The sequence below is a fragment of the Streptomyces sp. NPDC059787 genome, assembly GCF_042732315.1.
GTDB lineage: Bacteria > Actinomycetota > Actinomycetes > Streptomycetales > Streptomycetaceae > Streptomyces > Streptomyces atrovirens.
In genome coordinates this window covers 1-13,223 of sequence record NZ_JBHWHX010000004.1, presented here as the reverse complement: position 1 = coordinate 13,223, position 13,223 = coordinate 1, and the positions used below count along the sequence as shown (strand labels likewise).

Here is a 13,223-nt window from a genome sequence, read left to right as displayed (position 1 = left end):
CTTGTACCGCGTACCAGGTCGTGCCAGGCCGTACCAGGTCGTCGTGCCAGGTCAGAGCACGTCCGCCAGCTCCTCGAGGAGCCGCCGCTTGGGCCTGGCCCCCACCATCGACCGCAGCGGCTCCCCGTCGCGGAACACCATGAAGGTCGGCATCGACAGCACCTTGTAGGCGTTGGTCGTACCGGGATTGGCGTCCACATTCAGCTGGACGACCTTCAGCCGGCCCTCCTCCTCGGCGGCCAGCGCGCTCAGCACCGGCGCCATCTGCCGGCACAGCGGGCACCAGTCGGCCGTGAACTCCACCAGCACCGGCAGCTCCGCCCCGATCACCTCTTCCTCGAAGTCCGCGTCGGTCACCTCGGGCACACCGCTCGCCTTGCTCACCACAGCTCCCCTCCCAGTTCGCACACCGGCTCCGGACCGCCCGGAACCTCCGCGTCGGCGGCCAGCCCGTCCCGCGCCGACTCCGCCCGCGCCAGCTGCTCGCCGACCTTCGCCCGCACCGCGCGCAGCTCGCCGATCAGGGCGTCGAGCTCGTCCAGCTTGCGCCGGTAGACCTGGAGCGAGGCGGGGCACGAGTCGCCCTCGGGGTGCCCGGCCCGCAGACACTCCACGAAGGGCCGGGTCTCCTCCAGGTCGAACCCGAAGTCCTGGAGCGTGCGGATCTGCCGCAGCAGCTTCAGATCGCTCTCGTCGTAGGTCCGGTATCCGTTGCCGGTGCGCCGCGCGGACAGCAGCCCGCGTGACTCGTAGTACCGCAGCGTCCGCGTGGTGGTCCCGGCCCGTGCGGCCAGCTCGCCGATTCGCATGCCGACGAACGTAAGCCCTGACGTCGGCGTCAAGGCAAGGACGTACGGGACGGAAACGGCCGAGCGGCCGGACTCACGGGGGTGAAGTCCGGCCGCTCGGCGGCTGTGGAGGCCCGGATACGGGCGACGGGCCTCCGGTGACCGGGCGGCTGAGCTACGGGGGGAGTACCCAGCCGCCCGGGGCTGTGGGGCGTGTGACGCCGGCGGCCGTCAGGCCTTGGCCAGCTCCTTCTCGCCGCCCGGCTCGGGCAGCTCGGCGCGGGGCTCGTCCGGGTCGCCGCCGGCGGCGTGGTCGTCCAGCAGCGTCTTCTCGTCGAAGGGGACGCGTCCGGCGAGGACCTCGTCCACCCGGGCCCGGTCGATCTCCTTGGTCCAGGTGCCGATCAGGACGGTGGCGACGGCGTTGCCCGCGAAGTTGGTGAGGGCGCGGGCCTCGCTCATGAAGCGGTCGATGCCGACGATGAGGCCGATGCCGTCCACCAGGGCCGGCTTGTGCGACTGGAGACCACCGGCCAGCGTCGCGAGACCCGCACCGGAGACACCGGCCGCGCCCTTGGAGGCCACCAGCAGGAAGAGCAGCAGCGGGATCTGCTCGCCGATCGACATCGGCGTGCCCATGGCGTCGGCGATGAACAGCGAGGCCATGGTCATGTAGATCATGGTGCCGTCGAGGTTGAAGGAGTAGCCGGTCGGGACGGTGATGCCGACCACCGGCTTGCTGACACCCAGGTGCTCCATCTTCGCGATGAGGCGCGGCAGCGCCGACTCCGACGAGGAGGTGGAGAGGATCAGCAGGAACTCGCGGCCCAGGTACTTGAAGAGCGAGAAGACGTTCACACCCGCGACGAGGCGCAGCATCGTGCCCAGCACCAGGAAGATGAACAGGACGCAGGTGGTGTAGAAGCCGAGCATCAGCACGGCCAGGCTCTTGAGCGCGTCGACGCCGGCCGAGCCGGTGACCGCGGCGATGGCGCCGAAGGCACCGACCGGGGCCGCCCACATGATCATCGCCAGGACGCGGAAGACCAGCCGCTGGATGTGCTCGATGCCGCGCAGGACGGGCTGCCCGGCGGAGCCCATGGCCTGGAGGGCGAAGCCGCAGAGCAGGGCGACCAGCAGGGTCTGCAGGACCTCGCCGGCGGTGAACGCGGAGACGATCGTGGTCGGGATGATGCCCATCAGGAAGTCGACGGTGCCCTTGGCCTCCGCGTCGACCTGCGCCTGACCGGTCTCCTTGACGGCGTCGGTGACCGCGAGGCCCGTACCCGGGTCCAGGATGTTGCCGACGATCAGGCCGATGGCGAGCGCGACGACCGACATCACCATGAAGTAGCCGAGCGCGATACCGCCGACCGCGCCGACCTTGGCGGCCTTCCGCACGGAACCGATGCCCAGCACGATGGTGCAGAAGATGATCGGCGAGATCATCATCTTGATCAGGTTCACGAAGCCGGTGCCGAGCGGCTTCAGCTCGGTCGCGAAGTCGGGTGCGATCAGACCGACGGCGATACCGAGGGCGACCGCGATGATCACCGCGATGTAGAGATAGTGCGTGCGGTCCCGCTTGGCCTTGGGTGCGGCAGGTGCCGTAGCGGCTGTGCTGGTCACGGCGGCCCTCCTTGACGACGTCGTCGGCATCACCGGCGTGCGGCTCACGTCCGGGGGATGGGTTTTAAGGGAACGCCGTGACTATGTCGTGCCTTGTGAGCGCGGTCACCCTTCCGTTCATTTAGTTCACCGTGGACCCCGGAGGCAGACTGGCTGAATGCGCATCCCCCTCCCCCGGCCCCGCAGCCTCGCGGGCCAGCTCTTCGCCATGCAGGCCGTGCTCATCGCGGTGGTCGTGGCCGGATACGCGCTGTTCACGTACGTCAGCAACCGCAGCCAGGCCGAGGAGGCGGCGGGCCGCCAGGTCACCGCGGTGGCCCGCTCGGTCGCCGACTCCCCTTCCGTACGGCAGGCGATCCGCTCCTCCGCCCCCTCGGCCCGGCTCCAGCCGTACGCGCTGGAGGTGGTGCGCGACACCGACGTCGACTTCGTCACGATCATGGACCCCCGGGGCATCCGCTGGACCCACCCCGACCCGGACCAGATCGGCCTGGTCTTCCAGGGCAACACGGCCCCGGCGCTGCGGGGCCGCACCTTCACCGAGACCTACACCGGCACCCTCGGCCCGTCGGTCCGGGCGGTCACCCCGGTCCGGGACGGCGACCGCATCGTCGGCCTGGTCAGCGCCGGCATAAGGGTCGAGGAGATCAGCCAGCGCGCCCAGGAACAGCTCACGGCGCTGCTCGCGGTCGCGGGCGGCGCCCTCGGGCTCGGCGCGATCGGCACGTACGTCATCAACGCGCGGCTGCGCCGGCACACCCACGGCATGAACGCGGCCGAGCTCAGCCACATGCACGACTACCATCAGGCCGCGCTCCACGCCGTGCGCGAGGGGCTGCTGATGCTGGACGGCCGGTACAGGATCGCGCTGATCAACGACGGCGGCCGGGAGCTGCTGGGCGTGACGCCGGAGGAGGACGTGGTGGGCAGGTCGGTGGCGGAGCTGGGGCTGCCCACACCACTGACGGGTGCGCTGCTGGCCTCCGAGCCCCGGGTGGACGAGGTGCACCTGACGGCGGACCGGGTGCTGGTGGTGAACACCTCACCGGTCACCGGCGGCCAGCAGCGCGGCTCGGTGGTGACGCTGCGGGACGTGACCGAGCTCCAGTCGCTGATGGGCGAGCTGGACTCCGAGCGAGGCTTCACCCAGGCGCTGCGGTCACAGGCGCACGAGGCGGCGAACCGGCTGCACACCGTCGTCTCGCTGATCGAGCTGGGCCGGGCCGAGGAGGCGGTCGACTTCGCGACGGCCGAGCTGGAGCTGGCACAGGCGCTCACCGACCAGGTGGTGGCGGCGGTGAGCGAGCCGGTCCTCGCGGCGCTGCTGCTCGGCAAGACCGCCCAGGCCAACGAGCGGGGCGTGGAACTGGTGGTGTCGGACGACAGCCGCCTGGACGACGGTCTCCTCCCGGACACCCTGCCCGCCCGGGACCTGGTCACCATCCTCGGCAACCTGATCGACAACGCCGTGGACGCGGCACAGGGCGGGGTGCGGCCCCGCGTGACGGTGACGGCGCTGACCGAGGAGGACGGCTCGGAGCTGATCCTGCGCGTCTCCGACACCGGCCCCGGAGTGGACCCGGACCACGCGGAGGCGGTCTTCCAGCGCGGCTTCACGACCAAACCGGCCGGCCCGGGCGGGCGGGGGCTGGGCCTGGCGCTCGTACGGCAGGCGGCGGGCCGGCACGGCGGGGTGCTGTCGGTGACGTCCGGGGAGGAGGGCGGTGCGGTGTTCGAGGCGCGGCTGCCGCTCAGGGGCTCCACTGTCGTGGAGAGTACGGGAGGCGCCGTATGAGCGGGGAACCCATCAGAGTGCTGGTCGTCGAGGACGACCCGGTGGCCGCCGACGCCCATGTGATGTACGTCGGCCGGGTGCCGGGGTTCGTCGCCGTGGGCAAGGCGCACACCGGGGCGGAGGCCCGCCGGGCCCTGGAGCGCACCCCCGTCGACCTGCTCCTGCTCGACCTGCACCTGCCCGACGTGCACGGACTCCAGCTCGCCCGCTCACTGCGGGCGGCCGGTCATCACGCCGACGTGATCGCGGTGACGTCGGCCCGTGACCTCGCGGTCGTACGGGAGGGGGTGTCGCTGGGGGTCGTGCAGTACGTGCTGAAGCCATTCACCTTCGCGACCCTGCGGGACCGGCTGGTGCGCTACGCCGAGTTCCACTCGGCGGTGGGCGAGGCCAGCGGGCAGGCCGAGGTGGACAGGGCACTGGCGGCACTGCGGGCGCCGGGGCCGGCCGCGCTGCCGAAGGGGCTGAGCGGACCGACGCTGGAGCGGGTGACGGGGGCACTGCGGGAGGTCGAGGACGGGCTGACCGCGGCGGGGGTCGCCGAGGTCGTGGGGATCTCCCGGATCACGGCCCGGCGGTATCTGGAGCATCTGGTGGAGGCGGGGAGGGCCGGGCGGGCTCCGGTTTATGGGCAGGTGGGGCGGCCGGAGTTGGTTTATCGGTGGGTTCGGGGGGTGGGGAAGGGGGGTTAGGGGGTGGGGGTGTCCAGAGCGGCGGCGTAGGCGCGGGCCTGGGCGGCTTCGGTGGAGGCGTTGGCGCGGGTGAAGGCGTCGGCGGCCTGGAGGTAGGCGGCGCGGGCTTCGGCGGGGCGGTGGGCGTCCTCGTGAACGAGGGCCAGGTTGTGAAGGGTCTGCCCCTCGCCGTACCAGTCCTGAAACTCCCGGCGGAGCTTCAGAGACTTGCCGTACGCCTCGATCGCCTCCTCCACCCGGCCCGACTCCCGCAGGGCGCTGCCGAGGTTGTTCCAGGCTGTGGCCTCACGGTGGCGGTCTCCGGCAGACCGACACAGGTCACGGGCCCGAATGTGGGCCTTGATCGCCTCCTCCGCCTGGCCCGCCGCCCGCAAGGCGAGGCCGAGGTTGTTCCAGGCCGTGGCCTCACGGTGGCGGTCTCCGGCAGCCTGATACAGGTCACGGGCTTGAATGTGGGCCTTGATCGCCTGCCCCGCCTGGCCCGCCGCCCGCAAGGCGAGGCCGAGGTTGTTCCAGGCCGTGGCCTCACGGTGGCGGTCTCCGGCAGCCTGATACAGGTCGCGGGCTTGAATATGGGCCTCGATCGCCTCCTCCACCCGACTCGTATTCCGCAGGGCATTACCAAGGTGGCTCCACGCGCTGGCCTCGTACAGACGGTTTCCGGCACACCGCGCGGCTTCCCGTGCGGCTTCCGCAACGGAGATCAAGTCGTCGAAATACCGCCGCCAGGCCAGGTACTCCCCCAGAGACTCAGCCAGTGCCACCGCCACAACCGCAAACCGTTCCTCCCGCCCCCACCCCACCGCCGCCACCAAACCCGCCCGCTCACCGTCCAGCCACGCCAGTGCCTGTCCTCGATCCCCGAACCGCTCCGGCTCTGCCATCCCCGGCAGCCACCGCAACCGGTCATCAGCCGCATACGTCCACCGCACGTAGAACTTCAGCACCCGCTCCCGCGCAGCCTCCCCCTCCTCCCGCAATCCCGCATCCCCCGCCACCACACCCGCCCCGAACATCCGCACCAAGTCATGCAACCGCCACCATCCGCGTTCGCTTCCCCTCTCCACGAGGTGTGCACGGGTCAGGGCATTCAGAACCCGCACCGGAGACTTCTCGGTACCGACGAGCACGGCGACGATCTCGTCACTCACCTCGGGCCCCGGCGCGAGAGCGAGCAGGCCCAGCAGCCGCGCGTGCTCGGGCGGCAACCGGCGGTAGGAGAGCTCGAAGGTGGCACGGACGCTGCGCTCGCCGTCGTCGAGATGGTCGAGGCGGTCGTGGGACTCGGTCAGTTCCGCCACGAGTTCGGACACCGGTTTGCCCGGGTCCTCCGCCAGCAGGGCGGCCGCGATCTGCAGGGCCAGCGGGAGGTGCCCGCAGAGGCCGGCGAGTCGCTCGGCCGTGTCGGGGGCGTCGGCCACCCTGCTGTCGTGCGGGTCTGCGATGCGCAGGGCGCGGTCGAGGAGTTCGTACGCCTCCTCTGGGCTGAGCTGGTCCAGGGGAACGAGCCGCGCACCCAGTTGAGGCAGCCGGTCGCGTGACGTGACCAGGACGTGGTGCCGGGAGTCGCCCGGCAGGAGGGGCCGCACCTGGTCCGGTGAGGAGGCGTTGTCGGCCAGGACCAGCACCGGGCCGCACTCGTGAGCCCTGGTGGCCAGCGTGGAGCGGTAGAGCGCCGCCCGCTCGTCCGTCGTGGTGGGGATGTGCTCCGGCGCGGTGCCGAGGGCGCGCAGCAGTGCTTGGAGGGCACGGTCGGCGGTGACGGGCTCCCGGTCGTAGCCGTGCAGGTCGATGAAGAGGACCCCGCCGGGGAACCAGCCCCGTTCACGGGCCAGGTGCGCGGTCTCGACGGCGAGCGCGGTCTTGCCGATGCCGCCGAGCCCGGACACGGCGGCGACGAGGGTCGCCGCCGACTCGGCCGACCGCGCCCCGGCCGGGTCCAGTGCGCGCAGCAGTTCCCTCGTCTCGCGCTCCCGGCCCGTGAACCCGCCGGGCCTCGGCGGCAGGCCGGCCATCGCCTCCGGGACGGCGGCCCCGCCCTGCTGGATCACGACCTGTACGCCGACGACCTCACGCAGGAAGACCCCACCCCGGAAGTCGGTGTGGTCACCGTCGTACCAGGACATTCCGCTTCCCGGCGCGGCCCGCTCCATGGCCCGCGCGACGGCACCGGCGACGCCTCGCGGATCGGCGGCGAGCAGCTCGGCCACCGTCTCGCCCCACTCCCGTACGGCCTCCCGCCGCGCCGGCTCCTCCGCCGCCTCGGCGATCTCTCGGGCGGGTGCGCCGACGTCGAGCCCCACCGCCCGCGCCAGCCTCTCCACCGCCCGACGTCCACCGTCCCCACCCGCGCCCTCGGCCAGGGCCGCCAGCAGTGCCGCTTCCATACGCCGTACTCGCCCCCGTCAAAAACTCACGACAGTGCGTCAAAGGTAGTACTCGGGAAGGGGTTTCACGCCACCTTCGCGTACCACACGACCTGCGAGGCAAGCCCGGCCACGGCGAGCGCCTCCAGCACCGACAGCGTGACCATCAGCCCTCCGCCGTCGCCGTTCGCCCAGAACACGACCAGGGCGGCCAGCGGTACCGCGCAGAAGGCCGTCAGGTCGATCACGGTCTGGATCCTCTTGCGGGACCGGCGCCGGGTGTCGCTCCGGTGGTACGCCTCCCACCCGAACGTCGTGAAGCCGCTCCCGTTCGCCGCGAGGGCCGCCAGCCTGGGTCCCAGATCGTCCCGGACGTAGCGGCCGATCGCCGAGATCTTCTCGTCGTTGACGAGGTAGGTCCATCCGAGGACGACGCACACCGGCGGCAGCGCCAGGAGCATCGAGGGCTGCTTCGCCTGGGCCGCGGCGGCGATGACGGCGGCCACGACGGCCAGCGTCACGTAGAGGAGGTTGTCCCGGAACCCGATCCTCGCCTTCTGCTCGTCCTTCACGGTCTGGTACTCGGCGAGCAGCAACTGCCCGACGGTGAGGTCCTGTTCCGGCACTCGATTCCCTTCCCCCAGTTGTAACTTATGACTATGCAGGAGACCCGGCCCACCGTTCTGGTCCTGACCGCACTTCCGCTCGAATACGCCGCCGTCCGCGCGCACGTCGAGGAGCGGAAGGAACTGGTGCACCGCGACGGGACCCGGGTCGAGAAGGGCCGACTACCCGGCACTTCCTGGCACGTCGCCCTCGCCGAGCTGGGCATGGGCGCCGAGCGGGCCGCCGCTCTCACTACCCAGCTCATCACCTGGCTGCGCCCCGAGGCCGTGTTCTTCGTCGGTGTCGCCGGCAGCCTGAAGGACGACGTCGAGATCGGTGACGTCGTCGTGGGCACGAAGGTGTACGAGATCCACGGCGGCAAGCAGACGCCGGACGGCTTCCTGGTCCGGCCGGAAGCCTTGCCGGGCTCGCACGCGCTCGAACAGGCGGCCCGTTCCGCCGTGCGGGACATGCCCGACGTACGGACGCACTTCCTGCCGATCGCCACGGGTGACGTGGTCCTGGCGGACGCCAAGTCCGAGATCGCCCGGTTCATTCGCAAGAACTACAACGACGCGGGCGCGATCGAGATGGAGGGCTCCGGAGCACTTCTGGCGGCCCACCTGAACGGTCAGTTGAACGCCCTGGTGATCCGGGGCATCAGCGACCGCGCCGACGCCGGGAAGCACAAGGCCGACGCCTCGGGTTCGCAGAAGCGCGCCGCCGAGCAGGCGGCCGCGGTGACGGTGGCGGTGCTGCACAAGCACCGGCCGCGCGAGGGTTCCTCCGACTCCGAGGAGAGCCCCCATCGGCACGGGGACGGCGGAGCGACGTACGGCGGAGACCACATCGACTTCCGGGGCGGCACCTTCCACGGCACCGTCGCCGGCAAGCAGAGTGGAGGGCAGCGGTAAGGGGACCATCCACGGCCCGATCCCGCGAGCGACCGCCGCCCTCCCACCCCGCCCCCTGGGCTTCACCGGCCGATCGGCAGACCTGGACCGTCTGCTCCCGCACCTCTCCCCCAGCGAGGACGACACGGCCGCGCTGCCGCTCCTCATCTTCGCCGTCACGGGCATGGGCGGTGTCGGCAAGACCGCACTGGCGGTGGAGGCGGCGCACCGGGCCCGCAGCAAGGGCTGGTTCCCGGGCGGAACACTCTTCGTGGACCTGCGTGGGTACGACGACGACCCGGTCACGGCTGATCAGGCGGTCCTGGCCCTGCTCGACGCACTCGGTGTGCGGGACGGGGATCTGCCGCCGACGGCGGACCGCCAGTACGACGCATACCGCGCGCTCCTCGCCGAACGACGGGACAGGATGCTGCTGATCCTGGACAACGCCTCGGATCCCGCCCAGTACTTGCCGCTCCTGCCCGGCACGGACCACCACCGGGTGCTTATCACCTCCCGGGACCGCACCGACGCCCTTCCGCTACGTCTGATCAACCTGGAAACACTCGCCCCGGACGACTCCGTCACCCTTCTGACCTGTGCCCTGCACGACACCGACGAACGGGACGACCGTCCAACGCGTGAGCCCGGAGCCCTGCGCGAGCTGGCCGATCTTTGCGGTCATCTACCCCTGGCCCTCCAGATCGCGGCGGGGATGCTGCGCCGGCGTCGCCATCGGAACATTGCTTCTCTGGTGGCCGAGATCCGAGAGGCCGGGGACGCGACCACCGTCCTCGACCACGGCAGTCCCGGAACCGACCTCTATGGACGCTCACTCGTCCTGCGGCCTGTTCTGGAGACCTCCTATCACCGGCTGCCGCCCGACCAGGCCCGACTGCTGCGCTTGCTCTGCCTCGCGCCAGGTGCGGAGACCAGCACGGAGGCGATCGCCACTCTTGTCGACCTCGACACCGGGGCCGTGCTGTCGCTGCTGGAGGATCTGGCCGCCAGGTATCTCGTCACGCCAGTGGGAGGCGGCAACGGTACGGCTTCCGCCATGCGGTGGCGGTTGCATGACTTGGTGCGGGTGTTCGGGGCGGGCGTGGTGGCGGGGGATGCGGGGTTGCGGGAGGAGGGGGAGGTGGCGCGGGAGCGAGTGCTGTGGTTCTACGTGCGGTGGGCGGATGCGGCTGATGACCGGTTGCGGTGGCTGCCGGGGAAGCCGGTGCCGGAGCGGTTCGGGGATCGGGGGGAGGCGTTGGCGTGGTTGGACAGTGAGCGGTCCGGTCTGGTGGCGGCGGTGGGGTGGGGACGGGAGGAGCGGTTCGCAGGCGCGGCAGTGCGGCTGGCTTTGTGTCTGGGGGTGTACCTGGCCTGGCGGCGGTATTTCGACGACCGGATCGCCGTCGCGGAGACGGCGCGGGAGGCCGCGCGGCTTGTCGGAGACCGGCTGGGCGAGGCCGATGCGTGGGACAACCTCGGCCTCGCACTGCGGCATGCGGGCCGGACAGAGGAGGCAATCAACGCCCATAGCCTGGCCCACGACCTGTACCAGTCCGCCGGAGACCGCCACCGTGAAGCCAATGCGTGGAACAACCTTGGCCTCGCCCTGCAGGTGGCGGGCCGGGCAGAAGAGGCGATCGACGCCCACACCCGGGATCGTGACCTGTGCCAGGCCGCCGGAGACCGCCACAACGAGGCCATCGCGTGGAACAACCTCGGCAGCGCCCTGCGAAACGCGGGCCGGGCAGAAGAGGCGATCGACGCCCACACCCTGGCCCGTGACCTGTTCCAGGCCACCGGAGACCGCCATCACGAGGCCACAGCTTGGAACAATCTCGGCAACGCCCTGCAGGAGGCAGGCCGGGCAAAGGAGGCGATCGAGGCATACAGCAAGGACCTGGAGATCTGCCGGGAGTTCGAAGACTGGTACGGAGAGGGGCAGACGCTCCACAACCTGGCCCTCGCTCACGAGGACGCCCACCGTCCAGCCGAGGCCCGCGCCGCCTACCTCCGGTCCGCCGACGCCTACACCCGGGCCAACGCCCCCACCGAAGCCGCCCAGGCCCGCGCCCGCGCTGCCGAACAACCGGAATAACTCCCCACCCGAGCCCACCCCCGTAGGCCTCCGGGTGTACTCAGGCGTCAAGCTCCCGGTAGGGGTTGCCCTCCACCGGGGTCACCCGCCAATAGGTCTCGACCATGGCCTTGTACTGCCGATGGGCCGGATTCAGGCCCGTGTGTTTCAGCGCCCGGACCTCCACAGGCTCAGGGGAATCGTCCGACGCCGGCGCCTCTGCCCCGCACGCCATGCACAGGGCGGAATAGATGGCCCGCGGGGCACCCTCACCGGTTTCCGGACCCAACGCCCATTCAACCGCTTTGATGATCGAGCGCGTCACAGTTCCCCCCGACTCCGCCTGTTCACTTCCGCCACTTGGGCGCGCAGCCTCGCATCCGTCCTCGCCCGGCAACGCGGGCAGGCGCAAGGCGGGAACCTGTCGAAGAGTTCCGGTACATCGGCAGGTTTGACGGTCCGCAACGGCCGGACCTGAGTACGGACGCCTGTTCGCGGGTTGATCCGGTAGACCTCGATCGTCATCGTCACCGGGCATCACCCCAGGAATTCACCCAGGGTCCCGCCCATGCCTGAGCGTCCGTGCGGTCGGTCCTGGCCGAAACGCCCAGATGTGCCACGTAGGGCCGGACAAGTACGCCCGTCGGCTCCCAGGCTTCCTCCGTCTCCCCGTCACGGAGCAACTGCGTCCGCGTCTGCGGTGGCGTCGGGCGCCCTCTCATGTGGAGCCGATGCACGGCGACCAGTCGAGCACCCAACACACATGGGGACAGAGGGAATTGCAACCTCCGGGGCGCCACGGAGACCACTGCGCGTCGGCTGTGCCTGCCGGAAGTACGCGGTCCGAACAGAACCGCTCTCAGCCAGTCGAGCAACTGCGTGATAAGCATGGGTCGTCGACGCTCCTCGTAAGCGTTGGCCACGCCCCGGGGCCGTTCGCGCGGTCGCCGGGGTCCTTGCGTCTGCCATGCTGACGTGCCCTCAAGGAGCTTTCGACGCAGGTTTGGCGACATCTGAGACGTTTCAGCGGTAGCGCGGGAAAACGCCCAAACGTCCTCGGGGGAAGTCTTGGACAGCGCGCTGAGATCGGCTATGCAGTCGGCCAATCTGTCGCCCAGGCAGTTAGCGGTACGGGTAGGCGTTTCCGGCAAGACCGTGGAACGGTGGATGGCGGACGCCGAACTGATCCCGCACGCCAGGAACCGGGAAGACGCCTGCAAGGCGTTGGGAGTTGACGAAGAGATGCTGTGGCCGAAAGCGGTGAAGGAACGAATCAAGTCCGGTGGGGACCGCGAGATCATCCACTCCTACCCCTACCGGTCCTCCTGTCCGTCGACGGTCTGGGCCGAACTCGTCGAGAAGTCCACGACGGACATCCTCTTCGCGGGGTACACGAACTACTTCCTCTGGATCGACCAGCCCGCGTTCGTGTCAACCCTGCGTCGGAAGCTCGACAGCGGGTGCCGTGTGCGTTTCCTGCTGGGTGACCCCGACGGCGAGACAACGCGCAACCGCGAGCAGATCGAAGACGTGGCTCTCACTGTTTCCACGCGCATCCGGATCACGCTTGAGCACCTGGGCAAGCTCGGTGCGCATGAGGGCCTGGAAGCACGTTTCTCCGCGGCGAGCGACGCGACCAGTCACGTCTCGCTGTCGGTCTTCCGCTTCGACGACGAGGCGCTTGTCACGCCCCATCTGGCCCGACTGGTCGGGCACGACTCACCTCTGCTGCACCTGCGGAGGTTCGGCGGTACCGGAATGTTCGCCCGGTTCACCGAACATGCCGAAGAGCTGTGGTCAAAGGGAGTGCCGACAGGCCTTCAAGGCTAGAGCGCAAGCGGAATTCTCCTACCAGCGGCGCTACGTTTCAGGCATGAGCACTCACGCCGCCTCCCCCACACCGGAGCGGGCTGGTAAGCGGTCCGTCTCCCTGCCGCAGTCGTTGATCAAGGAGGTCGAGGTCCGGACCGGGAAGTCCGGATTCTCGGCCGTCGTCTCCGAGGCGCTGGAGCAGTGGCTCGCCATGGCCAAGCTGCGCGAGGCCGTCGAGGCCGACGAGCGCGCGTTCGGGCCGGCCGGTGACGAGGCGATGAGGCGGGCGGAATCCGAGTGGTGAGCAAACGCCTCAAGGCCAGGGTGCAGGCCGGAGGCACTCTCGTGCTGGGCGCCCGGGGCCTGTCCCTGTACGTCGACGGTGACGACGGGATGTAAGCCCGGATCAAGTCCGTCGAACAAAAAGCCGCAGGGGGACGCTGTCCGCTCTCACGCCGCCCTGGACCTGCCGGGACAGCCCTCGATCGGCGTCATCACGGTGTGAGTGGGCACGGGTGGCCCCCACCGCTCGACGGCCCGGGGCCCGGCCGCGTGTGCGCGGCCG

12 protein-coding genes are annotated in these 13,223 nt (G+C 70.4%); 6 read left to right on the top strand and 6 right to left on the bottom strand.

What is annotated here, in order from left to right:
* Positions 1 to 51: 51 nt before the first annotated feature.
* The 3 genes from ACFV5H_RS05130 to ACFV5H_RS05120 all read right to left on the bottom strand — a co-directional run bounded on the left by ACFV5H_RS05130 (position 52) and on the right by ACFV5H_RS05120 (position 2,417).
* Positions 52 to 366 carry a thioredoxin family protein gene (locus tag ACFV5H_RS05130; protein ID WP_385193111.1) on the bottom strand — a complete coding sequence of 105 codons (315 nt, stop codon included), beginning with the start codon at positions 364 to 366 and terminating at the stop codon, positions 52 to 54.
* Positions 367 to 380: 14 nt separating this feature from the next.
* Positions 381 to 809 carry a MerR family transcriptional regulator gene (locus tag ACFV5H_RS05125; protein WP_385192930.1) on the bottom strand — a complete coding sequence of 143 codons (429 nt, stop codon included), beginning with the start codon at positions 807 to 809 and terminating at the stop codon, positions 381 to 383.
* A gap of 210 nt (positions 810 to 1,019) precedes the next feature.
* Positions 1,020 to 2,417: a cation:dicarboxylate symporter family transporter gene (locus ACFV5H_RS05120; protein WP_385058685.1), complete on the bottom strand. Its 1,398-nt coding sequence runs from the start codon at positions 2,415 to 2,417 to the stop codon at positions 1,020 to 1,022.
* Positions 2,418 to 2,574: 157 nt separating this feature from the next.
* On the opposite strand from ACFV5H_RS05120, the gene ACFV5H_RS05115 reads away from it, so the two are divergent.
* Both ACFV5H_RS05115 and ACFV5H_RS05110 read left to right on the top strand, forming a co-directional pair.
* The gene (locus ACFV5H_RS05115) at positions 2,575 to 4,212 is read left to right on the top strand and encodes an ATP-binding protein (RefSeq protein ID WP_385192927.1); all 1,638 of its coding nucleotides are present in this window, start codon (positions 2,575 to 2,577) and stop codon (positions 4,210 to 4,212) included.
* The gene (locus ACFV5H_RS05110) at positions 4,209 to 4,904 is read left to right on the top strand and encodes a response regulator (protein ID WP_385192925.1); all 696 of its coding nucleotides are present in this window, start codon (positions 4,209 to 4,211) and stop codon (positions 4,902 to 4,904) included. Before ACFV5H_RS05115 ends, ACFV5H_RS05110 begins: the two co-directional genes overlap by 4 nt.
* Here ACFV5H_RS05110 and ACFV5H_RS05105 read toward each other — a convergent pair.
* Positions 4,901 to 7,291 carry a tetratricopeptide repeat protein gene (locus tag ACFV5H_RS05105; protein WP_385192922.1) on the bottom strand — a complete coding sequence of 797 codons (2,391 nt, stop codon included), beginning with the start codon at positions 7,289 to 7,291 and terminating at the stop codon, positions 4,901 to 4,903. The two genes, ACFV5H_RS05110 and ACFV5H_RS05105, sit on opposite strands and share 4 nt — an antisense overlap.
* A gap of 65 nt (positions 7,292 to 7,356) precedes the next feature.
* Complete coding sequence (locus ACFV5H_RS05100; RefSeq protein ID WP_385192919.1) at positions 7,357 to 7,896, bottom strand: hypothetical protein; 540 nt, start codon at positions 7,894 to 7,896, stop codon at positions 7,357 to 7,359.
* Positions 7,897 to 7,929: 33 nt separating this feature from the next.
* Between ACFV5H_RS05100 and ACFV5H_RS05095 the strand changes: the two genes are divergently transcribed.
* Both ACFV5H_RS05095 and ACFV5H_RS05090 read left to right on the top strand, forming a co-directional pair.
* Complete coding sequence (locus ACFV5H_RS05095; RefSeq protein WP_385192917.1) at positions 7,930 to 8,790, top strand: nucleosidase; 861 nt, start codon at positions 7,930 to 7,932, stop codon at positions 8,788 to 8,790.
* Between the two features lie 133 nt (positions 8,791 to 8,923).
* Positions 8,924 to 10,867 carry a tetratricopeptide repeat protein gene (locus tag ACFV5H_RS05090; RefSeq protein WP_385058700.1) on the top strand — a complete coding sequence of 648 codons (1,944 nt, stop codon included), beginning with the start codon at positions 8,924 to 8,926 and terminating at the stop codon, positions 10,865 to 10,867.
* Between the two features lie 40 nt (positions 10,868 to 10,907).
* Here the strand turns inward: ACFV5H_RS05090 and ACFV5H_RS05085 are convergent, their stop codons facing one another.
* The gene (locus ACFV5H_RS05085; RefSeq protein ID WP_385192915.1) at positions 10,908 to 11,171 is read right to left on the bottom strand and encodes a hypothetical protein; all 264 of its coding nucleotides are present in this window, start codon (positions 11,169 to 11,171) and stop codon (positions 10,908 to 10,910) included.
* A gap of 767 nt (positions 11,172 to 11,938) precedes the next feature.
* Here ACFV5H_RS05085 and ACFV5H_RS05080 point away from each other — a divergent pair.
* Together ACFV5H_RS05080 and ACFV5H_RS05075 are read left to right on the top strand one after the other, a co-directional pair.
* Positions 11,939 to 12,676 (top strand): XRE family transcriptional regulator, encoded by a 738-nt coding sequence (locus ACFV5H_RS05080; RefSeq protein ID WP_385193109.1) that lies wholly within the window; start codon positions 11,939 to 11,941, stop codon positions 12,674 to 12,676.
* 43 nt (positions 12,677 to 12,719) lie between these two features.
* Positions 12,720 to 12,962 (top strand): hypothetical protein, encoded by a 243-nt coding sequence (locus tag ACFV5H_RS05075; protein WP_385058697.1) that lies wholly within the window; start codon positions 12,720 to 12,722, stop codon positions 12,960 to 12,962.
* Positions 12,963 to 13,223: the final 261 nt, after the last annotated feature.